21 protein-coding genes are annotated in these 22,069 nt (G+C 69.9%); 10 read left to right on the forward strand and 11 right to left on the reverse strand.

The window, feature by feature from the left end; translation table 11 throughout:
- Window positions 1-167 precede the first annotated feature (167 nt).
- Window positions 168-1,514 (reverse strand): MFS transporter, encoded by a 1,347-nt coding sequence (locus BMX97_RS29680; protein ID WP_091754740.1) that lies wholly within the window; start codon window positions 1,512-1,514, stop codon window positions 168-170.
- Between the two features lie 145 nt (window positions 1,515-1,659).
- Here BMX97_RS29680 and cyoA point away from each other — a divergent pair, with 145 nt between their 5' ends.
- From cyoA to BMX97_RS29720, 8 genes are all read left to right on the forward strand, one after another.
- Window positions 1,660-2,760, forward strand: a complete 1,101-nt coding sequence (gene cyoA / locus BMX97_RS29685; protein WP_091754741.1) for a ubiquinol oxidase subunit II — start codon at window positions 1,660-1,662, stop codon at window positions 2,758-2,760.
- Window positions 2,761-2,891: 131 nt separating this feature from the next.
- Window positions 2,892-4,937 carry a cytochrome o ubiquinol oxidase subunit I gene (gene cyoB / locus BMX97_RS29690; RefSeq protein ID WP_091754742.1) on the forward strand — a complete coding sequence of 682 codons (2,046 nt, stop codon included), beginning with the start codon at window positions 2,892-2,894 and terminating at the stop codon, window positions 4,935-4,937.
- 10 nt (window positions 4,938-4,947) lie between these two features.
- The gene (gene cyoC, locus BMX97_RS29695) at window positions 4,948-5,577 is read left to right on the forward strand and encodes a cytochrome o ubiquinol oxidase subunit III (protein WP_091754743.1); all 630 of its coding nucleotides are present in this window, start codon (window positions 4,948-4,950) and stop codon (window positions 5,575-5,577) included.
- A complete protein-coding gene (gene cyoD, locus BMX97_RS29700; RefSeq protein WP_060846485.1) occupies window positions 5,574-5,969 on the forward strand; it encodes a cytochrome o ubiquinol oxidase subunit IV in 396 nt (131 codons plus the stop codon). The genes cyoC and cyoD overlap by 4 nt, the downstream gene beginning before the upstream one ends.
- A gap of 98 nt (window positions 5,970-6,067) precedes the next feature.
- A complete protein-coding gene (locus BMX97_RS29705; protein ID WP_091754756.1) occupies window positions 6,068-6,703 on the forward strand; it encodes an SURF1 family protein in 636 nt (211 codons plus the stop codon).
- 58 nt (window positions 6,704-6,761) lie between these two features.
- Window positions 6,762-8,132 carry an ATP-binding protein gene (locus tag BMX97_RS29710; protein WP_091754757.1) on the forward strand — a complete coding sequence of 457 codons (1,371 nt, stop codon included), beginning with the start codon at window positions 6,762-6,764 and terminating at the stop codon, window positions 8,130-8,132.
- Between the two features lies 1 nt (window position 8,133).
- On the forward strand, window positions 8,134-8,670 hold the full coding sequence (locus BMX97_RS29715) for a response regulator transcription factor (protein WP_060846483.1): 537 nt from the start codon (window positions 8,134-8,136) through the stop codon (window positions 8,668-8,670).
- Window positions 8,671-8,808: 138 nt separating this feature from the next.
- Window positions 8,809-10,056 carry an acyl-CoA dehydrogenase gene (locus BMX97_RS29720; protein WP_244538713.1) on the forward strand — a complete coding sequence of 416 codons (1,248 nt, stop codon included), beginning with the start codon at window positions 8,809-8,811 and terminating at the stop codon, window positions 10,054-10,056.
- Window positions 10,057-10,153: 97 nt separating this feature from the next.
- Here BMX97_RS29720 and BMX97_RS29725 read toward each other — a convergent pair whose 3' ends face one another.
- The 10 genes from BMX97_RS29725 to rpsF form a co-directional block, all read right to left on the reverse strand.
- Entirely contained in the window at window positions 10,154-10,624 is a 471-nt protein-coding gene (locus BMX97_RS29725) for an opioid growth factor receptor-related protein (RefSeq protein ID WP_091754744.1), read from the reverse strand.
- A gap of 51 nt (window positions 10,625-10,675) precedes the next feature.
- Window positions 10,676-10,930 (reverse strand): hypothetical protein, encoded by a 255-nt coding sequence (locus tag BMX97_RS29730; protein ID WP_091754745.1) that lies wholly within the window; start codon window positions 10,928-10,930, stop codon window positions 10,676-10,678.
- Window positions 10,931-11,022: 92 nt separating this feature from the next.
- Window positions 11,023-12,123, reverse strand: coding sequence for a dimethylsulfone monooxygenase SfnG (sfnG, locus tag BMX97_RS29735; protein ID WP_091754746.1), 1,101 nt, complete (start codon window positions 12,121-12,123; stop codon window positions 11,023-11,025).
- 177 nt (window positions 12,124-12,300) lie between these two features.
- Entirely contained in the window at window positions 12,301-13,551 is a 1,251-nt protein-coding gene (locus BMX97_RS29740; protein ID WP_091754747.1) for an acyl-CoA dehydrogenase family protein, read from the reverse strand.
- 367 nt (window positions 13,552-13,918) lie between these two features.
- A complete protein-coding gene (gene alr, locus BMX97_RS29745) occupies window positions 13,919-15,016 on the reverse strand; it encodes an alanine racemase (protein ID WP_091754748.1) in 1,098 nt (365 codons plus the stop codon).
- A 286-nt stretch (window positions 15,017-15,302) separates the two neighbouring features.
- Window positions 15,303-16,790, reverse strand: coding sequence for a replicative DNA helicase (locus BMX97_RS29750; protein ID WP_091754749.1), 1,488 nt, complete (start codon window positions 16,788-16,790; stop codon window positions 15,303-15,305).
- Window positions 16,791-17,067: 277 nt separating this feature from the next.
- Complete coding sequence (gene rplI / locus BMX97_RS29755) at window positions 17,068-17,637, reverse strand: 50S ribosomal protein L9 (RefSeq protein WP_060848650.1); 570 nt, start codon at window positions 17,635-17,637, stop codon at window positions 17,068-17,070.
- A 127-nt stretch (window positions 17,638-17,764) separates the two neighbouring features.
- Window positions 17,765-18,715 carry a DUF2232 domain-containing protein gene (locus tag BMX97_RS29760; RefSeq protein WP_091754750.1) on the reverse strand — a complete coding sequence of 317 codons (951 nt, stop codon included), beginning with the start codon at window positions 18,713-18,715 and terminating at the stop codon, window positions 17,765-17,767.
- Between the two features lie 106 nt (window positions 18,716-18,821).
- The gene (gene rpsR / locus BMX97_RS29765) at window positions 18,822-19,073 is read right to left on the reverse strand and encodes a 30S ribosomal protein S18 (RefSeq protein WP_012332436.1); all 252 of its coding nucleotides are present in this window, start codon (window positions 19,071-19,073) and stop codon (window positions 18,822-18,824) included.
- A 3-nt stretch (window positions 19,074-19,076) separates the two neighbouring features.
- Window positions 19,077-19,565, reverse strand: a complete 489-nt coding sequence (gene rpsF / locus BMX97_RS29770; protein ID WP_091754751.1) for a 30S ribosomal protein S6 — start codon at window positions 19,563-19,565, stop codon at window positions 19,077-19,079.
- Window positions 19,566-19,920: 355 nt separating this feature from the next.
- Here rpsF and BMX97_RS29775 point away from each other — a divergent pair, with 355 nt between their 5' ends.
- Window positions 19,921-20,976: a DUF2336 domain-containing protein gene (locus BMX97_RS29775; protein WP_091754752.1), complete on the forward strand. Its 1,056-nt coding sequence runs from the start codon at window positions 19,921-19,923 to the stop codon at window positions 20,974-20,976.
- A gap of 209 nt (window positions 20,977-21,185) precedes the next feature.
- Window positions 21,186-22,069 (forward strand): HAMP domain-containing protein (locus BMX97_RS29780; protein ID WP_244538714.1); only part of this gene is annotated, 884 nt, incomplete at its 3' end.

Genomic DNA, 22,069 nt, shown 5'->3' on the forward strand with positions numbered 1-22,069 from the left:
ACGCTGATTCAGTTCGCGCCCGTCAGAACGGTTCAGTGTTATCCGGAAGCGGCGTGCCCTCTCCCGGCCCCTGCCGACGCAGGGTCCACCCTCCCCCGCAGAGGGGGAGGGAGTAACCGGCGCCATTTTCCCCGACAGTCCTGCCCACAAGGGGGAAGGGAGACAGATCAGGCCGACACCCCGAGGCGCCGGTTCAGCCCGAGCGCCCCCAGCGTGCAGACCGCACCCGAGAGCAGGTAGACGCCGACCCACGGCAGCCCGAGATGGCTCGAGGCGTAGAGCGCGACGAGCGGCGCGAAGCCGGCGCCGACCAGCCAGGCGAGGTCCGAGGTCAGGGCCGAGCCGGTGTAGCGGTACTTGGTGCCGAAGTTCTCCGCGATGGCGCCCGAGCTCTGGCCGTAGGCGAGGCCGAGCAGCGCGAAGCCGACGACGACGAAGATCGTCTGCCCGGGCATGCTGTCGCCGAACAGCAGCGGGGCGATGATGCTGCCCAGCGCGAACAGGCCGATCAGGGCGGCGGCGAGCGCGATGGTCGAGCGCCGGCCGATCTGGTCGGCGATCAGGCCCGACATGACGATGGTCATCGTGCAGATGACGGCGCCGGCGAACTGCACCATCAGGAACTCGCCGACCGAGCGGCCGGTGAACAGGTTGATCCAGCTGACCGGGAACACCGTGACGAGGTGGAACAGGGCGTAGCAGGCCAGCGGCACGAAGGCGCCGACCAGGATGTTGCGGCCGCTCGCCCGCACCGTCTCGACAACCGGCTCGGGCTCGAGCTCGTCGGCCTCGAGCAGGCGGCGGAATTCTTCCGTCGCGACGAGGCGAAGCCGCGCGAACAGGGCCACGACGTTGATGGTGAAGGCAACGAAGAACGGGTAGCGCCAGCCGAAGCCCATGAAGTCGGCATCCGACAGCTGGAGCTGGAAGAACGCGAACAACCCGCTCGCCAGCATGAAGCCGACGGGCGCGCCGAGCTGCGGCAGCATCGCGTACCAGCCGCGGCGGGTCTTGGGAGCGTTGAGGGCCAGCAGCGAGGCGAGCCCGTCCCAGGCGCCGCCGAGCGCCAGGCCCTGGCCGATGCGGCACAGCCCGAGCAGCACCGCCGACCAGTGGCCGATGGTCTCGTAGCCCGGCAGGAAGGCGATGAGGCAGGTCGAGAGGCCGAGCAGGAACAGCGCGATGGTGAGCTTGGTCGCCCGGCCGTAGCGCCGGTCGATCGCCATGAACAGCACCGAGCCGATCGGGCGGGCCACGAAGGCGAGGGCGAACAGCCCGAAGGAATAGAGCGTGCCGGTCACCGCGTCCGCCCACGGGAACACGAGGCGCGGGAACACCAGCACGCAGGCGAGGCCGAACACGAAGAAGTCGAAGAACTCCGAGGTGCGGCCGATGATGACCCCGAGGGCGATCTCGCCGGGGGCGACGTGGCCGGGCTCCGACGAGGCCAGGCGGGCGTCCCGTTCCGGCTTGGAGGAGGAGGCGGCGGCAGCGTCCGCCGAGATCGTGGCCATATCGGAATCCTGCTCCGTCACTCTACGAAGGTCTCTTCCTTAGAGGAGAACCGGCCGTTTGGGGGCCTGGACAAAACGTCCAATCCCGCGGGGGCCGCGGTCGGCGTACAGGACAGGAGCCGAAAGCTGATCGTCCGGGCTGCCCGTGAAACACTTGCGCCTCCTCCTCGTACTTCCGTTCATCCTCCTCACCGGAGGATGCAATATGGTGCTGCTCTCGCCGTCCGGCGACGTGGCGCTGCAACAGCGTAACCTGCTGATCGCCTCCACGGTGCTGATGCTCCTCATCATCGTCCCGGTGATGGCGCTCACGGTCGCCTTCGCCTGGCACTACCGCGAGGGCAACAAGAAGGCGGTCTACGATCCCGATTTCCATCACTCGACCGGGCTCGAGGTGGTGATCTGGTCGGCACCGCTCCTGATCATCATCGCGCTCGGCGCGCTGACCTGGCTCGGCACCCACCTGCTCGACCCCTACCGGCCGGTCAGCCGCATCAGCGCCTCGAAGCCGATCGTGTCGAGCGTCGGCGATCCGATGGTCTCGGGCAAGCCCCTGGTGGTCCAGGTCATCGCCCTCGACTGGAAGTGGCTCTTTCTCTACCCCGAGCAGGGCATCGCCTCGCTCAACGAGGTCGCCGCCCCAATCGACCGGCCGATCGAGTTCCGCATCACCTCCTCGTCGGTGATGAACTCGCTGTTCATCCCCGCGCTCGCCGGCCAGATCTACGCCATGCCGGGCATGCAGACGCGGCTCAACGCCGTGATCAACAAGATCGGCGACTACGAGGGCTTCTCGGCCAACTACAGCGGCGCCGGGTTCTCGCACATGCGCTTCACCTTCAAGGGCCTCGACGAGGGCGCGTTCAGCGCCTGGGTCGCCAAGGCCAAGCAGGACGGCGGCGGTCTCAACCGGGCCGACTACCTGAAGCTCGAGCGCCCGAGCGAGAAGGAGCCGGTGCGCTACTACAAGACCGTCGACGCCGACCTCTACGACGCGATCCTCAACATGTGCGTCGACCGCGCCAAGATGTGCATGCACGACATGGCGGCGATCGACGCCCGCGGCGGCGGCGGCCGCGAGGGCCTGCACAGCGTGATGAGCCTGACCTACGACAAGGCGGTGCGCCGCGGCACCGGGGCGACCCAGCAGGCGACCTTCGTCACCGCGCTCTGCACCCCGGCCGACGCCTACGGCCTCGGCAACGCCAAGACGGCCGCCGCCAACGCGACGCCGCGCCTGAACTGAGCCGCTTCCGCCGGACCGGTCACCGGTCCGGCGGCGACACTGACGCGGGAACGACGCGCCTCCCGGAACCGCCCCGCGCGGGTCCGCCAGGCCGGGCCCCCGACGACGCTACCTGCACTCCAGGCTGAACCATGAACTCCGAGCACAATCCGATCGAAGCCTACCCGCACTGGTGGCGGCTGCTGTTCGGCCGCTTCACCATCGAATCCCTGCCGCTCCACGAGCCGATCGTGGTGGTGACCTTCCTGGCGGTGGCGGTCGGCGGCCTCGCCGTCGTCGGCCTCCTGACCCGCTACCGGCTCTGGGGCCCGCTGTGGCGCGACTGGCTGACCAGCGTCGACCACAAGAAGATCGGGATCATGTACATGGTCCTCGGGCTCGTCATGCTGCTGCGCGGCTTTGCCGACGCGGTGCTGATGCGCTCGCAGCAGGCGCTCGCGCATGGCGGCGCCGAGGGCTTCCTGCCGCCGCACCACTACGACCAGATCTTCACCGCCCACGGCGTGATCATGATCTTCTTCGTGGCGATGCCGCTGGTCACCGGCCTGATGAACTTCGTGGTGCCGCTGCAGATCGGCGCCCGCGACGTCGCCTTCCCGTTCCTCAACAACTTCAGCTTCTGGATGACCGCCGGCGGCGTCGTGCTGACGATGATGTCGCTGTTCGTCGGCGAGTTCGCGGCCACCGGCTGGCTCGCCTATCCGCCGTTGTCGAACATCGCCTACTCGCCGAGCACAGGTGTAGACTACTACATCTGGGCGCTGCAGATCGCGGGTGTCGGCACGACGTTGTCGGGCGTCAACCTGATCGCCACCATCGTCAAGATGCGGGCGCCGGGCATGTCGATGATGAAGATGCCGGTCTTCACCTGGACCTCGCTCTGCACCAACGTCCTGATCGTCGCCTCCTTCCCGGTGCTCGGCGCGGTATTGGCGCTGCTCACCCTCGACCGCTACGTCGGCACCAACTTCTTCACGAACGATCTCGGCGGCAACCCGATGATGTACGTGAACCTGATCTGGATCTGGGGTCACCCCGAGGTCTACATCCTGGTGCTGCCGGCCTTCGGCATCTTCTCCGAGGTGACCTCGACCTTCTCGGGCAAGCGCCTGTTCGGCTACGCCTCGATGGTCTACGCCACGGTCGTCATCACCATCCTGTCCTACCTGGTCTGGCTGCACCACTTCTTCACCATGGGGTCGGGGGCGAGCGTCAACTCGTTCTTCGGCATCACCACGATGATCATCTCGATCCCGACCGGCGCGAAGATCTTCAACTGGCTGTTCACGATGTATCGCGGCCGGATCCGCTTCGACCTGCCGATGATGTGGACGGTGGCCTTCATGCTGACCTTCGTCGTCGGCGGCATGACCGGTGTGCTGCTCGCCGTGCCCCCGGCCGACTTCGTGCTGCACAACTCGCTGTTCCTGGTCGCGCACTTCCACAACGTGATCATCGGCGGCGTGCTGTTCGGCCTGTTCGCCGGCATCTACTACTGGTGGCCGAAGGCCTTCGGCTTCCGCCTCGACCCGTTCTGGGGCAAGGTCTCGTTCTGGTGCTGGGTCGTCGGCTTCTGGGTCGCGTTCACGCCGCTCTACATCCTCGGCCTGATGGGCGTGACCCGGCGCATGAGCTCGTTCTCGGGCACCGAGTACCAGCCGCTCTTCGTCATCGCGGCCTTCGGGGCGGCGATCGTCGCCTGCGGCATCGGCGCGATGCTGGTCCAGTTCGCCGTCAGCATCCTGCGGCGCGAGCAGCTGCGCGACCTCACCGGCGACCCGTGGGGCGGCCGCACCCTGGAATGGGCGACCTCCTCGCCGCCGCCGGCCTACAACTTCGCCTTCACGCCGATGGTGCATGACGGCGACGCCTGGTGGGACATGAAGAGCCGCGGCTACAAGCGTCCGCTGGAGGGCTACAAGGCCATCCACATGCCCAAGAACACCGGCGCCGGCCTCGTCATCTCGGCCATCGCCACCGTGTTCGGCGTCGCCATGGTGTGGCACGTCTGGTGGCTCGCGGCGCTCACCTTCGTCGGCGTGATCGCGGCCGCCATCACCCACACCTTCAACTACGACCGCGACTACTACATTCCCGCCGACGAGGTGACGCGGAGCGAGGACGAGCGCACCCGCGCGCTCGCCACCGCCCCGGCCGCCACCCCCGTCGGAGCCTGAGGACCCCGCCATGGCACAGTCACAGACGGTCACGGCGAGCGACGCCGAGCTGCACTTCTACGTCGCCGACGAGCACGGTCACGCCGAGGGCGGGACCATGCTCGGGTTCTGGCTCTACCTGATGAGCGACTGCCTGATCTTCGCGATCCTGTTCGCGACGTACGGCGTGCTCGGACGGAACTACGCGGCGGGCCCGTCCGGCGCGGACCTGTTCGACCTCAAGCTCGTGGCGGTGAACACCTCCATGCTCTTGTTCTCCTCCATCACCTACGGCTTCGCCATGCTGGAGATGGAGAAGGGCGACCAGCGTATGACCCAGCGCTGGCTCGCGGTCACGGGCGCCTTCGGCCTCTGCTTCATCGGCCTCGAGCTCTACGAGTTCGCCCACCTGATCCACGAGGGCGCCACGCCCCAGCGCAGCGCCTTCCTGTCCTCGTTCTTCACCCTGGTCGGGACGCACGGCGTCCACGTCACCTTCGGGCTGATCTGGCTCGTGACCCTGATGGTGCAGGTGCACCAGCGCGGCCTGATCCCGGCCAACCGCCGCCGCCTGATGTGCCTGAGCATGTTCTGGCACTTCCTCGACGTGATCTGGATCGGCGTCTTCACCTTCGTCTACCTGATGGGGTCCCTGAAATGAGCGCCCGCGCTCCCGTCTCCGACAACGTGCACGTCGAGGTCGTCCACGACCATCACGAGGCCGGCCACGGCAGCCGGCGGGAATACATCACCGGCTTCGTCCTGTCGGTGATCCTGACGGCGATCCCGTTCTGGCTGGTGATGGCGGAGGTCTTTTCGGACTCCCGCGTCACCTCGCTGGTCATCATGGCCTTCGCGGTGGCGCAGATCGTGGTCCACATGGTCTACTTCCTGCACATGAACGCGCGGTCGGAAGGCGGCTGGACCATGATGGCGCTGATCTTCACGGTCGTGCTCGTGGTGATCGCGCTCTCGGGCTCGCTCTGGGTGATGTACCACCTCAACACCAACATGATGCCGATGTCGCCCGGCGACATGCGCAACATGCCGTGACGGTGGCCGACGGCGACCTCGCGAACCCTGCCGGGGCGGCCGCGCCGCCCCGGTCCAAGCGCTTCCTCCTGGTCGCGCTCTGCCTCCTGGCGACGACCATGTTCGTCGCCCTCGGCATCTGGCAGGTCGAGCGCCGGGCCTGGAAGCTCGACCTCATCGCTCGCGTCGAGGCGCGGCTCGCCGCCCCCCCGGTTCCGGCACCGGGCCGCTCCGACTGGCCACGGATCACCCGCGACGCCGACGAGTACCGGCGGGTGACGGCGACCGGCCGCTTCCTGCCCGACCGCGCCGTGCGCACCACGGCCTTGACCGAGAAGGGCGCCGGCTCCTGGCTCCTCGTGCCCCTCGTCACACCCGCCGGCGACACGATCCTGGTCAATCGCGGTTTCGTGCCGCCCGACTGGCGGGCGCCGGCCGGGGACGGGGAGGGGACCGTGACGGTCACCGGGCTCCTGCGCCTTCCCGAGCCCGGCGGCGGCTTCCTGCGCAGCAACGACCCCGCCCACGACCGCTGGTACTCGCGCGACGTCGCGGCGATCGCCGCCGCCAAGGGTCTCGGGGACGTGGCGCCCTACTTCATCGACGCCGACGCCTCCGGCAACCGGCCGGGCGAGCCGGTCGGCGGCCTGACCGTGGTGACGTTTCGCAATCACCACCTGATCTACGCGCTGACGTGGTTTGGCCTCGCCCTGATGGCGGGCTATGCGGTCTATCGGCTGCTGCGCGAACTGTGAGGCGGGTGTCTTCCGGGTGATGAAGTCGATGTCGGGCGCGCGGGCGAACGGGACAGCCATGACCGACTGGGCGGAACTCCGCCGCACCGCCCGCGCCGCCCTGATCTCGGCCGCCCGGCACCTCGGCATCGGCTCGCTGGCGGGCCTCGGCGAGGCGGGGCCGTCCGACGACGACCAGGATGGCGGCCGGCAGAACCTGCTGCTGCTCGTGCAGCTGCGCTGGATCGCGGTGGCGGGCCAGGTCGTCACCATCGCGGTGGCGCAGGCGGGCCTCGGCATCGCCCTGCCGCTCGGGGCGATGGCGGTGGTGCTGGCCGGTCTCGTGCTCCTCAACCTCGTCAGCCTCGCCTGGATCGCCCGCGGCGGCCCCGTCACCGAGGCGACGCTGTTCGTCGCGCTCCTCCTCGACGTCGCCGCGCTGACGGTGCAGCTCTCGCTGAGCGGCGGCGCCACCAACCCGTTCACCTCGCTGTTCCTGCTCCAGCTCACCCTGGCGGCGGTGCTGCTGAGCAGCCGGGCGACGATCGGCCTCGTCGCGCTCACCACCGCGGCGCTCGGCGTGCTGATGCTGGCCTACCGGCCGCTGGTGCTGCCGCAGGGCGAGGGCGAGACCGAGCTTTTTCGGCTCTATCTCGTCGGGATGCTGGTGAGCTTCGTCATCGACGCGGCGCTGATCGCGGTGTTCGTCACCCGGATCTCGCGCAACCTGCGCCGGCAGGATGCCCGTCTCGCCGCCCTGCGCCAGCGCGCGGCGGAGGAGGACCACATCGTCCGCATGGGGCTCCTGGCCTCGGGCGCCGCGCACGAGCTCGGCACGCCGCTCTCCTCCCTCTCGGTCATCCTCGGCGACTGGCGCCGGATGCCGGAGCTCACCGCCTCGCCCGACATCGCCCGCGAGATCGGGGAGATGCAGGAGGCGGTCGGGCGCTGCAAAGCGATCGTCACCGGCATCCTGCTCGCCGCCGGGGCCGCCCGGGGGGAGGCGCCGCACCTCACCACCGTGCGGGGCTTCGTCACCGAGCTCGCCGGCGACTGGCGCCGGATGCGCTCCTGCTTCTGCCTCCAGGTCCGCGACGAGTTCGGCGAGGACCAGGAGATCGTCTCCGACACCGCCCTCAAGCAGGTGCTGTTCAACGTCCTCGACAACGCCCTCGACCTGTCGCCGACCTTCGTCGAGCTGGTGCTCCTGCGCGACGGCGACACCCTGCGGCTCTCGGTCACCGACCGCGGCCCGGGTTTCGCGCCCGAGATGCTGGCGCGCCTCGGCCAGCCCTATACATCGAGCAAGGGCCGCCTCGGCGGCGGGCTCGGGCTGTTCCTCGTCGTCAACGTCGTGCGCAAGCTCGGCGGCACGGTGGAGGCCCGCAACCGCAGCTATGGAGGCGCCGTCGTGACCATCAGCCTGCCGCTCGCGAGCCTGACGGTGTGAGATGGCCGACGAGGACCGCCTGCTCGTCATCGTCGAGGACGACGACCGCTTCGCCGCCACCCTGACCCGCTCGTTCGAGCGCCGCGGCTACACGGTGGTGAGCCTGCCGGGCCTCGCCCCCCTCGAGGCCCTGCTCGCCGAGCGCACCCCGACCTACGCGGTCGTCGATCTGAAGCTCAACGGCGAGTCGGGCCTCGCCTGCGTCAAGGCGCTGCACGACCATGATCCGGAGATCCTCACGGTGGTGCTCACGGGCTATGCCAGCATCGCCACCGCCGTCGAGGCGATCAAGCTCGGCGCCTGCCACTACCTGGCGAAGCCCGCCAACACCGACGACATCGAGGCGGCGTTCTCGAAGGCGGCGGGAGACGTCGACGTCTCCCTCGACGGCCGGCCGACCTCGATCAAGACGCTCGAATGGGAGCGCATCCACCAGACCCTGGTCGAGACCGACTTCAACATCTCGGAGACCGCCCGCCGGCTCGGGATGCACCGGCGCACGCTCGCCCGCAAGCTCGACAAGCAGCAGGTGAAGTGACCCGGCCCGTCCCGGGCCGCCAGCTTACGCGGCCTTGGGCTGCCTGCATGGCTGGGCCGTGCGGAATGCGGTTTCGCATTCTGGCGAAGGCGGCGCACCCGCGGTAACGTCCGGCCCGAAATGCAAGGAGGAGACGCCATGAACCCCCCGTCCGCCGCGGTCGCGACCCAGACCAACCTCAGCCCGGTGAAGCCCCATGAGGGCACCCGCGGCGCGTTCCGGTGGGACGACCCCTTCCTGCTCGACGACCAGCTCACCGACGACGAGCGCCTGATCCGCGATTCCGCCCGCAGCTTCGCCCAGGAGCGCCTGCTGCCCGGCATCGTCGAGGCCTATGCCGAGGAGAAGACCGACCGCTCGCTGTTCAACGCCATGGGCGAGCTCGGCCTTCTCGGCGTCACCCTGCCGGAGGAGTACGGCTGCGCCGGAGCAAGCTACGTCGCCTACGGCCTCGTCGCCCGCGAGGTCGAGCGGATCGATTCCGGCTACCGCTCGATGATGAGCGTGCAATCCTCGCTCGTCATGTACCCGATCTACGCCTACGGCGACGAGAGCCAGCGCAAGAAGTACCTGCCGAAGCTCGCCTCGGGCGAGTTCGTCGGCTGCTTCGGCCTGACCGAGCCGGATGCCGGCTCCGATCCCGCCGGCATGAAGACCCGGGCCGAGAAGATCGACGGCGGCTACCGGCTGTCGGGCGCCAAGACCTGGATCTCCAATTCCCCGATCGCCGACGTGTTCGTGGTCTGGGCGAAGTCCCCGTCGCACGACAACCAGATCCGCGGCTTCATCCTCGAGAAGGGGATGAAGGGGCTCTCGGCGCCCAAGATCAAGGGCAAGCTCTCGTTGCGCGCCTCGGTCACCGGCGAGATCGTGATGGACGGCGTCGAAGTGCCGGAATCGGCGCTGCTGCCCAACGTCTCGGGGCTCAAGGGGCCGTTCGGCTGCCTCAACCGGGCGCGCTACGGCATCTCCTGGGGCGCGCTCGGCGCGGCCGAGGATTGCTGGCACCGTGCGCGGCAATACACCCTCGACCGCAAGCAGTTCGACCGGCCGCTCGCCCAGACCCAGCTGGTGCAGAAGAAGCTCGCCGACATGCAGACCGAGATCGCGCTCGGCCTCCAGGGCTCGTTGCGGGTCGGCCGGCTGTTCGACGAGGGCCGGATGGCGCCGGAGATGATCTCGCTGGTCAAGCGCAACAATTGCGGCAAGGCGCTGGCGATTGCCCGTGAGGCGCGCGACATGCACGGCGGCAACGGCATCATGGGCGAGTACCACGTGATGCGCCACGCGCAGAACCTCGAGACGGTCAACACCTACGAGGGCACCCACGACGTCCACGCCCTGATCCTGGGGCGCGCCCAGACGGGCTTGCAGGCGTTCTTCTAGGATATTGTCCGACGAGGCGGATGCCGGTTCGTCGAAGAAAATGCGACGAAGCAAAGATTGAGAGCGCTTCGCGATTGCAACGCGATCGCAGAGCGCTCTAGTCCTCGATCGCCCGTCGCCAATAGTCCAGGCTCTCCGGGTTCACCGGGGAGCCTGCCTCCGCAACGAAGCCGAGGACGGCCTCGTGGAAGATCCGCGCCTCGCCGATCCCGGTAAGGTCGCGCAGCGCCGTGAGGGTGCGGGTGATGCGCAGGTGGTTGTGGTCGAAAGCCCGCCGCCAGCCCGTCGTCCCGGCGTAGAAGCGCAGCATCCGGTCGCGGGCGGCGAGCAGCCCGGCCCGCGCCGCCGGGTCGGCCCGGATCGCCGCGGCCTCCGCGGGCCCGAGCACCGGCGCCCCCGGCACCGCCCGGCTCGGCGCATCGAGCGGAAACAGCCACTGGATGAAGTCGTGCACGCCCTCGATCCGGGCGTCGTCGAAGGCCAGCACCTCGGCGAGGCGGCGCCCGCTCCCGTCGCGGCCGCGGCCGGCGAGGAAGGCGTGGACCGGTCCTGCATCCGCCTCGGTCATGCCTTGCGCCTCCCGCTGCCTTGCCGGGCCCGCTCGCCTTGTCGTGTCGATCTAAGGCGAGGCGCAGCGGCGCACAGGCGGCGCGGTCGCGCAATCGAGGCTGCAGTGCTGGCGCGCGCCGCAGAACCACGACAGGCTGCCGCTCTTGAGGCAGGCGCCGCCGCATTGCCGGTAGGCGCCGTAGATCGGCCGGACATAGACCGGCTCGGTCAGCGCCCGCGCCCGCTCCGCCCCCGGCATGGCGGACGCGGGCATCGCCGCGAGCGCGAGGAGGAGAAGGGTCGCGCTGGAGCGAAGGTCGATCATCACCGGGCCGCCGTGTGGAACGGCCCGATGATCGGTTCACCCGCGCGGCGGGTCGATTAAATTGCGCTTCATCGTTGCGCCGGCGAGATCGGTCAGGCGGCTTCCTTGCGCTCGGCCCGCGCCGCCTCCAGGGCCCGCACCCGCGGAATCACCTCGTCGCCGAAATACTTCACCTCCTCCTGGAAGTGCAGGAAGCCGAGGAGCGCGAGATCGGCACCGGCCTCCTTGAGCGCCAGGATGCGCTCGGCGATCTGGTCGGGCGTGCCGATCAGGTTGGTGCGGAAGCCGTCGTTGTACTGGACCAGGTCCTCGAAGGTGGAGTTCGCCCAGTTGCCCTCGCGCTCGGGCGAGGCGGCGCCGGCATTCTTCGCCTCGTGGCCGAAGGCGCGCACCGCGTCCGGGTCGGCCTGGTCGATGATGTCCTTCAGGACGGCGCGGGCCTCCTCCTCGGTGTCGCGGGCGATCACGAAGGCGTTGACGCCGACCTTCACGCTGCGTCCCTCGGCCTCGGCCTTGTGGCGGATGTCGTCGACCTGGAGACGAAGCTTGTCCGGGGTGGCGCCGTTGGTGAAGTACCAGTCCGAGACCCGGGCCGCCATGTCCCGCGCCGCCCGCGAGGAGCCGCCCTGGAAGATCTCGGGCAGCGGCTCGGCCGGCTTCGGCTTCAGGGTGTAGTTGCTGTAGCGGTAGAAATCGCCCCGGAAGGTGAAGTCGTCCTCGGTCCAGATCCCCCGCAGGGCCCGGATGAACTCCTCCGAGCGGCGGTAGCGCTCGTCGTGGTCGAGCCACGGCTCGCCGATCGCCCGGAACTCGCCCGAGAACCAGCCGCTGACGATGTTGACCGAGATGCGCCCGTGGGTGAGCTGCGAGATCGTGGCGATCTGCTTGGCGGCGATCGTCGGGTTCCACGGCCCGGGCAGGATCGCGGCGATCACCTTCAGCTTGTCCGTGGCGGCGAGCAGCGCGTGGCTGAAGGCGACCGATTCGTGCTGGTACTCGGCGCCGTAGCCGGCGGTGAAGCGGATCTGGGTCAGGGCGTAGTCGAAGCCGGCCGTCTCGGCGATGCGCGCCAGCTCGCGGTTGTAGTCGCCGTCCCAGCCCGTGCGCTGGGGGATCTTGCTGACGACGAGACCGCCGGAGACGTTCGGCACCCAGTAGGCAAAGCGAATCGGCTCGGGGGTTTGCTGCGTCATGGGCGGATCCTCGCTCGTCAATCTGAAGAAGAGCCGGCGCCGTCATGGTCGAACGGCGCGGTTGACCTTCAGTATCGAAGGCCGTTTCCGCGCCGTCAAAAGCATCGTCGTGCTTTTTTGCGGCCCGCGCGGGAAACCCGTTCTCTCGAACGGGGCTTGCGTGCGGACGATCTTCCGTCAGGCCTTCGGCCGCTCGCGGTTGCCGTATTGCGCCAGCTCCAGCCGGGCGATCGAGCGGTTGTGGACCTCGTCGGGCCCGTCGGCGAGGCGAAGCGTGCGGATGCGGGCGTAGGAATAGGCGAGGCCTGCATCGCTGCTGACACCGGCGCCGCCATGGGCCTGGATCGCGTCGTCGATGATCTTGAGCGCCATGCGGGGGGCCGCGACCTTGATCATCGCGATCTCGAGCTTGGCGCCCTTGTTGCCGACCTTGTCCATCATGTCGGCCGCCTTGAGGCAGAGGAGCCGCGTCATCTCGATGTCGGTGCGGGCCTCGCCGATGCGCTGCTCCCAGACCGAATGGTCGGCGATGCGCTTGCCGAAGGCGACGCGGGTCAGAAGGCGCTTGGCCATCTTCTCCAGCGCCTCTTCCGCGACGCCGATGGTGCGCATGCAGTGGTGGATGCGCCCCGGCCCGAGGCGCCCTTGCGCGATCTCGAAGCCGCGGCCCTCGCCGAGCAGCAGGTTCTCGGCCGGCACCCGGACGTCGTGCAGGATCACCTCGGCGTGCCCGTGCGGCGCGTCGTCGTAGCCGAAGACCGGCAGCATCCGCACCACCTCGATCCCGGGGGTGTCGAGGGGGACGAGGATCTGCGATTGCTGCTGGTGCAGGGGCGCGCTGGTGTCGGTCTTGCCCATCACGATCGCGACGGCGCAGCGCGGGTCGCCGACGCCCGAGGACCACCACTTGCGGCCGCTGATGACGTAGTGGTCGCCGTCGCGGCGGATCCTGGTCTCGATGTTGGTGGCGTCGGACGACGCCACGTCCGGCTCGGTCATCAGGAAGGCCGAGCGGATCTCGCCGGCCATGAGGGGGGTGAGCCAGCGCTCCTTCTGGGCCTTGGTGCCGTAGCGGTGCAGCACCTCCATGTTGCCGGTATCCGGCGCCGAGCAGTTGAACACCTCGGAGGCCCACTGGATCCGGCCCATCTCCTCGGCGCAGAGCGCGTAATCGAGGTTGGTCAGCCCGGCACCGCAGAAGTCGCCGTCGTCGTGATCGGGGGAGGGCGGCAGGAAAAGGTTCCACAGCCCGGCCTCGCGAGCCTTGGGCTTCAACCGCTCGATCACCGGCACCGGCTGCCAGCGGTCGGCGCCGAACGCCTCCATCTCGGCCTTGTAGGTCGGCACCGCGGGGCGGACGTGCTCGTCCATGAAGGCCCGGACCCGGTCGCGCCAGTGGCGTTGCCGCTCGGAGAGGGTGAAGTCCATGCGCGCGATCCTCCCGTGGCCGGGGTCTTCGGCCCCGGCATTCCCGGGCGGGAGCCTAGCGCCAACCGGCGCCGAGCAAAACCGTCTTTTCGAAAGAGGTGCGATGGGTGGGCAGGAGCGGGGCCGTACCGAGTTTTCGAAGGTGCCGCCGCTCGCTCGACTTGGCTCATCCCCTCGGTGTCATCCTGGGGCCGCGACAGCGGAACCCGGGATCCATAACCGCTGAGATTTCCGACTGAAGCGGGGCGCTGACCGCCTCATTCTCGACCGTCAGCGGTTATGGATCTCGGGTTCTCGACTTCGTTGAGCCCCGGGATGACATGACGGTTGTCGATCCTGTCCGGCCAGAACGATCCCGAGCGACCTTTCAGTCCCGATACACCCGCGCGTAGCGCCGCCCGAGCCCCGTCAGGATCTCGTAGCCAATGGTCCCGGCGTGGCGCCCCACCGTGTCGAGATCGAGCCCGTCGCCGATGAGCGTCGCGGGGGCGCCGCGGACCGCCGCCTCGGCGGGTGCACCGGTGACGTCGAGGATGATGAGGTCCATCGAGACGTTGCCGACGAAGGGGCAGCGCACGCCGCCGACCACCGCCTCGCCGCGGCCGGTCGAGGCGCGGGGAAAGCCGTCGGCGTAGCCCAGCGACAGGGTGGCGAGGCGGCGCGGTCCGGAGGCGGTCCAGCGGGCGTTGTAGCCGGCGGTCTCGCCGGCCGCGACCTCGCGGACCTGCAGGATCGTGGCCTCGAGCCGCACCACCGGCCGCATCGGATTGTCGTGCCCGGGCCGCGGATTGCCGCCGTAGAGCGCGTAGCCGGGACGCGCCAGGTCGGCGCGGCAGGAAGCGAGGAAGTCGCCCGACGAGTTGGCGAGCGAGGCCCGGACGCCCGGATAGGCGGCGCGCACCCGGGCGAACTCGGCGGCCTGATGGTCGGTGAGGGGGTCGTGCTCGACCTCGGCGCTGACGAGATGGCTCATCAGGAGGTCGATGCCGGCCTGTGCCACGACCGGATCGCCGGCGAGCGCCAGCCCCTCAGCGACCGAGAGGCCGAGGCGGTTCATGCCGGTATCGACGTGGAGCGCCGCTAAGCGGGTCGTGCCCTCGGCCCGATTCGCCGCCGCCCACTCGGCGACCTCCTCGCGCGACCCGAGCACCGGGCGGAGATCCGCCTCCCGGTAGGCGGGCGCGCTGCCCGGGGGAAAGCCGTTCAGCACGTAGATCGCGGCGTCCGGCAGGGCGGCCCGCGCACGCACGCCCTCCGACAGGTGGGCGACGAAGAAGGTGCGGCAGCCCTCCCGCCACAGGGCCGAGCCGGCCTCGGCGATCCCGCAGCCATAGGCGTCGGCCTTGATGACTGCAGCGGTCTCGGGGCACTCCGCGGCTTGCGCGAGAATCCGCCAGTTCGCCCGCAGGGCCGAGAGGTCGATGGTCAGGCGGCCGCCATGGCCGATGGGGCTCGATTCGCTCATGTGCCCGGTCTACCTCCCGCGACAAGCCCCGCCAAGGGAGGAGACCGAGGGCGCCTCACCGTAAGGGTAGGATTTGCCTCCGTCTCTGCCCGACGGCCTGATGTGGTCGCGCAGATGATTTTCCCATCCTACCCGCGACCTCATCCTGAGGTGTGACCGAAGGGAGCCGCGAAGGAGGTCTCCAGAAATCTCAGGGCTGTCGGGAGCCCTCCTTCGAGGCCCACTTCGTGGGCGCCTCAGGATGAGGTCGCGGATGGGAAATCCACCGGTCAAGTCAAGCGGGGCGTCAATGCGTATCGGGCAGCCGGTCGCCTTGTGCCAGGTTCGAGAACCGGGTGATCTCGGCGTCGAACTGGAGCTCGACGGTGCCGGTGGGGCCGTGGCGCTGCTTGCCCAGGATCACCTCGGCCTTGCCGTAGACGCGGTTCATCTCGGCCTCCCAGGTGAAGAACTCCTCGGTACCCTCGCGCGGCTTCTTGTTCTTGACGTAGTATTCCTCGCGGAACACGAACATCACCACGTCGGCGTCCTGCTCGATCGAGCCCGATTCGCGCAGGTCCGAGAGCTGGGGCCGCTTGTCGTCACGGGCCTCGACCTGGCGCGAGAGCTGCGACAGGGCGACGATCGGCACCGCCAGCTCCTTGGCGAGCGCCTTCATGCCGGTGGTGATCTCGGTCATCTCCTGCACCCGGTTCTCGCCCTTCTTCGACGAGCCGGAGAGCAGCTGGAGGTAGTCGACGACGAGCAGGTCGAGGCCGCGCTGGCGCTTCAGCCGTCGCGCCCGGGCCGCCAGCTGGGCGATCGAGATGCCGCCGGTCTGGTCGATGTAGAACGGGATCGTCTGCATGTCCCGCGCGGCGTCGGTGATCTTGTAGAACTCCTCGGGCCGGATGTCGCCGCGGCGGATCTTGTAGGAGGCGACGCCCGATTGCTCGGCGATGATACGGGTGGCGAGCTGCTCGGCCGACATCTCGAGCGAGAAGAAGCCGACGATGCCGCCGTTCTTGGTCGCGATCGAGCCGTCGGGCTGCTTCTCGCCGACATAGGCCTTGGCGATGTTGAACGCGATGTTGGTGGCGAGCGAGGTCTTGCCCATGCCGGGACGGCCGGCCAGGATGATCAGGTCCGAGGCCTGCAGGCCGCCCATCTTGGCGTCGAGGTCGGACAGGCCGGTGGCGATGCCCGAGAGCCGCCCTTCGCGCTGGTAGGCCTTGGCCGCCATGTCGACCGCCGCCGTCAGGGCGTCGGAGAATTTCTGGAAGCCGCCGTCGTACTTGCCGGTCTCGGCGAGCTCGTAGAGCCGGCGCTCGGTCGCCTCGATCTGCTCGCGCGGCGAGGTCTCGACCGGGGCCTCGTAGGCGCCGTTGACCAGGTCCTCGCCGATGGTGATGAGCCGCCGGCGCAGGGCCAGGTCGTAGATCGTGCGGCCGTAATGCTCGGAGTTGATGACCGTCGAGGCCTCGGCGGCGAGCCGCGCGAGGTACTGGCCGACGGTGAGGCCGCCGAGGTCGGCGTCGCCGAGATAGGTCTTGAGGGTGATCGGGCTCGCGAGCTTGCCGGCCTTGATCAGCGTGATCGACACCTCGTAGATCCGCCGGTGCACCTCCTCCATGAAGTGCTCGGGCAGCAGGAAGTCCGAGACCCGGTAGAACGCGTCGTTGTTGACCAGGATCGCGCCGAGCAGCGCCTGCTCGGCGTCGATGTTGTGGGGGGCGACGCGGTATTCCTGCTGCACCGGCTCGAGGTTCGCCGTCAGGGTGCTGGGGATGGCCATCCGGCGGGGCTCCAGGCGAGAGGGGTGAGACGCGGAAGTACGGGTGTCGGATCATAGCCGCTGCCGCGACCCGCGCACCGGCATCCTTGACCGAACCTTGCTTAACCGAGCCTTGCCCGGAAGCCCGTTGCCGGCTCCCGAAACGAAGGCGGGGCCCGCGACTCGCGCCGCGGACCCCGCCATGCTGGAACAAAGTGGGAACAAGTCAAGCCCGAAGCCCGGGCTTGTCCCCGCTGTCCCGGTTCTCCCGCCGTGGGCGGGAGAACTTTCGGGGATATCAGCGGTCGTCCGCGTCCGGGCCGGCCTCGGCCAGGGCGGCACCGACCTCGAGGCCGAGGTCGTCGAGGTTGAACTCCTCGCGGGTCGTGGTCGACTCGCCGCGGGCCTGGCGCTCGGCCTCCTCCGGGCTGCGGGCGATGTTGACGGTCACCGAGACCTCGACCTCGGGGTGCAGCACCACCGGGACGGTGTGCAGGCCGAGCGTCTTGATCGGCTGGGCGATGCTGAACTGGTCGCGGCTGATGGTGAAGCCGTCCTGGGTCACCACCTCGGCGAGGTCGCGCGGGGAGACCGAGCCGTACAGCACGCCGGACTCGCCGGCCTGGCGGATCAGCACGAAGCTCTTGCCGTTGAGGGTCTCGCCGACCTTCTCGGCCTCGGCGCGGCGCTCGAGGTTGCGGGCCTCGAGCTGGGCGCGCTGGTCCTCGAAGCGCTTCTTGTTGCCTTCCGTGGCGCGCAGGGCCTTGCCGCGGGCGAGCAGGTAGTTGCGGGCGAAGCCCGGGCGCACCTTCACGGTCTCGCCCATCTGGCCGAGCTTGGCCACGCGCTCGAGCAGGATCACGTCCATCGTCGTCGTCCTTCGTCTGGGGAGGCCGCACGGGCCCCCGGGGTGGTGATGGCGGAGCGTTTCCGCCGTCGGGGATCCGGACCGCCTGGGCGGGCCGGGGATTCGCTTGTCGCCCAGGTCGCCGGCGTCAGGTCGCCGGCGGGACCTGGGCGGGCCGGCGCCGGCCCGTGAGGGCGTCGACGAGGCCGAACAGGGCGAGGGCGGCGAGCGCCACCCCCTGCGTGAGGAAGACCAGCACGTAGAGGCCGATCAGCAGCGGCGTGCGGCCGGGCTTGGCCCGGCTGCGGTCGTGGATCGCCGCGAGACCCTGCAGCGCCAGGGCGGCCGCGAAGGCGCCGACGAGTGCGACCCCGAAGGCGCCGGCATAGCCCGGCGCCACCGTCAGGATCGCCCCGGCGGCGAGGCCCCAGAGCGCGCGGCGCGGCAGCGCGGTGGCGGCGAGGTCCGGCCAGGGCCGCGGCAGCCGGCCGGAGATCTGCACCACCCGGGCGCCGGCCCAGAGGTAGAAGGTCAGGAGCAGCGTGAAGGTCGTCGCCATGATGGCGGGGGCGAGGCCGGCGACCCGCTCGGCGATGCGGGCGAGGTCGTCCTCGTCGAGGCCGGCGCCGCGGGAGGGGGTCTCCTGCAGCTGGAGCTGCAGCATCGCCCGGGCGAGGCGCTGGACCCGCTCCTGGTAGGCGGCGTGGTCGCCGGATGAGAGCATCACCACGACGACGAGGGCGACGGCCGCCGTGACGGCGACCCAGGCCAGCAGCCGCCCGGTCGGGTACCATTCCATGCGGCCGGGCGCCGTCTCGCGGCCGAGCAGAGCGAGGTAGCCGAGCCACCAGGCGGGCAGCGCGGTCGAGACCAGGAAGGCGAGGCCGCGCAGGGGGGAGGCGACGAGGGCGAGGGCGAGCGTGCCGGATGCGGCGGCGACGAGGCCGGTCCGGTGGCTCCAGCCCATCGCCACGATCAGGATCGGCAGCGGGGCGAGCAGGTAGAGCGCGAGCGCGAGCGGCGTCGCCTGGACGACGACCCCGATCAGGAGCGCCGAGGCGAGGCCGGCGACGACGCCGATGCCGGTGTGACGAAGCATGAAACCCTGTCCGCTGTCCCGCCGCCCGGTCCGGGCGGGGTTAGAGGCGTCTTTCGTCGCCCCAGCGACCCGGCGGCACGCGGCCGCCGGGTTGTTGATCAGTCGATTAGCGGATCACGTAGGGCAGGAAGCCCAGGAAGCGGGCGCGCTTGATCGCCTGGGCGAGCTCGCGCTGCTTCTTGGCTGACACCGCGGTGATGCGCGAGGGCACGATCTTGCCGCGCTCGGACACGTAGCGCGAGAGCAGCTTCACGTCCTTGTAGTCGATCTTCGGGGCGTTGGGGCCCGAGAACGGGCAGGTCTTGCGCCGACGGAAGAACGGACGACGGCCACCGCCGCCACCAGCACCGAAAGCCATGGCTTACTGCTCCTCGTTCGTGTTGCGCTCGGTGCGCTCGGCGCGCTCCGGACGGTCGCCGCGATCCGGGCGATCGCCGCGCTCGGGGCGGTCACCGCCGCCGAAGCCGCCGGCGAAGCCGTCGTCGTCACGGCGACGGCCACGCTCGCGGTCCTTGCGCTCGTCGCGGTCGCGCTTCTGCATCATCGCGGACGGCTCGGACTCGAGCTCCTCGACGCGCACGGTCATGAAGCGCAGCACGTCCTCGGAGATGCGCATCTGGCGCTCCATCTCGGCGAGGGCCGCCGGGGGAGCGTCGATGTTCAGGAGGGTGAAGTGCGCCTTGCGGTTCTTGCGGATGCGGTAGGCGAGGGACTTCACGCCCCACATCTCGGTCTTCTCGACCTTGCCGCCGTTCTGCTCGATGACGGACTTGTAGGTCTCGATCATCGTTTCGACCTGCTGCGAGGTCACGTCCTGGCGAGCCAGGAACACATGCTCGTACAGAGCCATGATGGGCCTTTCTCAGGGAGACTAGGCCCGCCACCTGAAGACGCGGGAAAGCGGTTCTGGTATCGGGCCGGTTCGTCCTCGCGTCGCACGGCGCCAAGCCCTTCGAGCCTGCAAAGGCCCGAGCGGTTGTTCGAAGGCGGAGACACGGGACGACGGGGCGAACCCCTGCGGCGGGTCTGGAAGACCCGTCACCGTCCGTTCAGCCCCCGGCCGGAGCGAACGCGAGGCGCGGCCTATAGCAGGTTCTGGAGAAAGGGCAAGGGCCGCACGCGCGGCCGCGCGGATCCGCTAAGCCGCGGGTAACCATCGGGCGGCTACGGTTGCCGCAGCGTTCGCGACAGGAAGTCCTTGCCCGATGGCCTCGGCCGCGCCCCTCCGATCCGAGACCACGGCGCCGGCGCGGTCCGACGCCGCAGCCCTCGCCGACCTCGTCGAGGCCGCCGAGCGGATCGCGCCCGGGAGCGACGCGGCCCGCATCCTCGCCGGCATGACCGATCTGCTGGTGGCCCGGGCCGGCGACCTCTCGGCCCCGCAGGTCGGGGCCTTCGACGAGGTGATGACGGTGCTGGCCGAGGGCGCCGGCACGCAATCGCGCGGGCGCCTCGCCCGGCGGGTCGGCACGCTGCCCCGCCCGCCGCGCCGGCTCACGCGGCATCTCGCCTGGGATCCCGAGGCCAGCGTCGCGGTGCCGGTGCTCGCGCGCTGCGCGTCTCTGCCCGAGGAGGTGCTGCTGCGCGTCGCCCGCAGCCGCGGGCCGGCGCACCTCGCGGCCATCGCCCGGCGCGAGACGGTGGCGGTCCGGGTCGCCGACATCCTGGCCGACCGCGGCGACGAGGCGGTGATGGGCACGCTGCTGCGCAATCCGGGCGCGCAGCTCTCGCTCTCCGCGCTCTCGCTGCTGTCGGAGCGGATGCAGGACCGGGACGGCCTCGCCCGCGGGCTCGACGCCCGGCCGGGCCTGCGCCCGACCCAGCGCGCCGCCCTGCTGCGGCGCCGGGAGCCGGAACGTCCGGGGCCGCACCGGCGGGCGCTCGAGGCGGTCGCCCTGCGGATTCGCCTCGGGCTCGAGGAGGCCGACATCCGCCTCTGGCTCGCCGAGGGCCGGACCGCCGAGGCGCTCCTCGGGCTCGCCCACCTCGCCGGCTGCGCGCCCGAACGGGCCGAGGCGTCCTATCGCGTGCAAAACCCGGCCGGGCTGGCGCTGCTCGTGCGCGCGGCGGGCCTGCGGCTCTCCACCCTCGGCGCCTTCCTGCGCGCCCGCTCCGGCCCCGCCCTGACGCCCGAGCATGCCGGTACCGCCGTCGAGGCCTATCGGGCCGTGACCGTGGCCGAGGCGCGCGGGGCGGCGGCGGACCACAGGCCGGATACGACCGGCCCGCGCGGGCGCCCGTCGGCCATGAACGAGCGCTAACTCGTTAAGTCCCGCCGCGCACCGGGTGCAACGAATCATTTTCAGCGTTCTTTTACTTGTTTCTGAGGTATTTCAAGCAGCTTCTTTATTGTTGGGCGCCCCCGATGAATCTCCTCGGCAACGCACGGATCCTGGTCAAGGCGGTGCTACCTTTGGTCATCGTCGCAGCGGTGGCCGGCGGGCTCGCCTTTTACGCCCGGAGCAACTTGGTGCAGTTGGCCGTTCAGGCGCGCCAAGTGGTCCACGTGCAGATGACGCGCCTGCAGAACATCATGAACGTGCAGATCTCCGTGAACGAGGTCAGCATCCTGAGCCGGAACATCGCCATGGAGTTCCGCAAGGAGGAAATGGCCGGTTACATGCAGCGCTACGATGCTGCCAAGGCATCCGCCCTTGCCAGCGCCGATACGCTGATCGCCCTGTCCGATTCGCCTGAGCGCAAGGCGGCCAACACGGGGCTGCGGGAGACCTTGACCGAGTTCTTCACGATCTCCGAGCGGGCGAACGTGCTGGGGCTCAGGAACGACAACGAAGCGGCCGGGAAGATCCTGCTGGTCGACGCCGCCCCGGTGCGGCGGAAGGTTCGCGATTTCGTGCAGAAGCGCATCGACCTCCTGACGGCGGAACTCAAGCGGGCGAGCGACAATGCCGACCGGTCCGCCGCCGAGGCCGGGACCGTCCTCGTCGGTGCGGCGGCCGGAGGGCTCCTCGCCGCCCTGGCGCTCGCGGTGGCGATCGTGGTCTTCGGCATCACGCGGCCCCTCGGGCGCCTCGTCGGCGTGCTCCGGCGAATGGCGCAGGGGGACGCCGATGCCGCGATCACCGAGGCGGCGCGCGGCGACGAGATCGGCGCCGTGGGCCGCGCGGTCGAGGGCATCCGGGACATGGTCGCCCGCAAGGCGGCCGAGCAGGCGGAGATCGAGTGCCTGGCCGAGGCGGCGGCGGCCGCCGAGCGCAAGCGCACGATGACGGAGCTCGCCGACGGGTTCGAGCGGGCGGTCGGCGGGATCGTCGGCCTGGTGTCGTCCTCGGCCACCGAGCTGCAGGCCACCGCCGGCACGATGACCGCCACCGCGACCCAGACCGCCTCGCA

The sequence above is a fragment of the Methylobacterium sp. ap11 genome (assembly GCF_900110515.1).
Taxonomy (GTDB): domain Bacteria; phylum Pseudomonadota; class Alphaproteobacteria; order Rhizobiales; family Beijerinckiaceae; genus Methylobacterium; species Methylobacterium ajmalii.

What these genes read in the sequence shown, in the direction of transcription:
- BMX97_RS29680 (WP_091754740.1), bottom strand. Translation starts at nt 1,514, where the DNA reads ATGGCCACGATCTCGGCGGACGCTGCCGCCGCCTCCTCCTCCAAGCCG.
- cyoB (WP_091754742.1), top strand. Translation starts at nt 2,892, where the DNA reads ATGAACTCCGAGCACAATCCGATCGAAGCCTACCCGCACTGGTGGCGG.
- cyoC (WP_091754743.1), top strand. Translation starts at nt 4,948, where the DNA reads ATGGCACAGTCACAGACGGTCACGGCGAGCGACGCCGAGCTGCACTTC.
- cyoD (WP_060846485.1), top strand. Translation starts at nt 5,574, where the DNA reads ATGAGCGCCCGCGCTCCCGTCTCCGACAACGTGCACGTCGAGGTCGTC.
- BMX97_RS29705 (WP_091754756.1), top strand. Translation starts at nt 6,068, where the DNA reads ATGTTCGTCGCCCTCGGCATCTGGCAGGTCGAGCGCCGGGCCTGGAAG.
- BMX97_RS29710 (WP_091754757.1), top strand. Translation starts at nt 6,762, where the DNA reads ATGACCGACTGGGCGGAACTCCGCCGCACCGCCCGCGCCGCCCTGATC.
- BMX97_RS29715 (WP_060846483.1), top strand. Translation starts at nt 8,134, where the DNA reads ATGGCCGACGAGGACCGCCTGCTCGTCATCGTCGAGGACGACGACCGC.
- BMX97_RS29720 (WP_244538713.1), top strand. Translation starts at nt 8,809, where the DNA reads ATGAACCCCCCGTCCGCCGCGGTCGCGACCCAGACCAACCTCAGCCCG.
- BMX97_RS29725 (WP_091754744.1), bottom strand. Translation starts at nt 10,624, where the DNA reads ATGACCGAGGCGGATGCAGGACCGGTCCACGCCTTCCTCGCCGGCCGC.
- BMX97_RS29730 (WP_091754745.1), bottom strand. Translation starts at nt 10,930, where the DNA reads ATGATCGACCTTCGCTCCAGCGCGACCCTTCTCCTCCTCGCGCTCGCG.
- sfnG (WP_091754746.1), bottom strand. Translation starts at nt 12,123, where the DNA reads ATGACGCAGCAAACCCCCGAGCCGATTCGCTTTGCCTACTGGGTGCCG.
- BMX97_RS29740 (WP_091754747.1), bottom strand. Translation starts at nt 13,551, where the DNA reads ATGGACTTCACCCTCTCCGAGCGGCAACGCCACTGGCGCGACCGGGTC.
- alr (WP_091754748.1), bottom strand. Translation starts at nt 15,016, where the DNA reads ATGAGCGAATCGAGCCCCATCGGCCATGGCGGCCGCCTGACCATCGAC.
- BMX97_RS29750 (WP_091754749.1), bottom strand. Translation starts at nt 16,790, where the DNA reads ATGGCCATCCCCAGCACCCTGACGGCGAACCTCGAGCCGGTGCAGCAG.
- rplI (WP_060848650.1), bottom strand. Translation starts at nt 17,637, where the DNA reads ATGGACGTGATCCTGCTCGAGCGCGTGGCCAAGCTCGGCCAGATGGGC.
- BMX97_RS29760 (WP_091754750.1), bottom strand. Translation starts at nt 18,715, where the DNA reads ATGCTTCGTCACACCGGCATCGGCGTCGTCGCCGGCCTCGCCTCGGCG.
- rpsR (WP_012332436.1), bottom strand. Translation starts at nt 19,073, where the DNA reads ATGGCTTTCGGTGCTGGTGGCGGCGGTGGCCGTCGTCCGTTCTTCCGT.
- rpsF (WP_091754751.1), bottom strand. Translation starts at nt 19,565, where the DNA reads ATGGCTCTGTACGAGCATGTGTTCCTGGCTCGCCAGGACGTGACCTCG.
- BMX97_RS29775 (WP_091754752.1), top strand. Translation starts at nt 19,921, where the DNA reads ATGGCCTCGGCCGCGCCCCTCCGATCCGAGACCACGGCGCCGGCGCGG.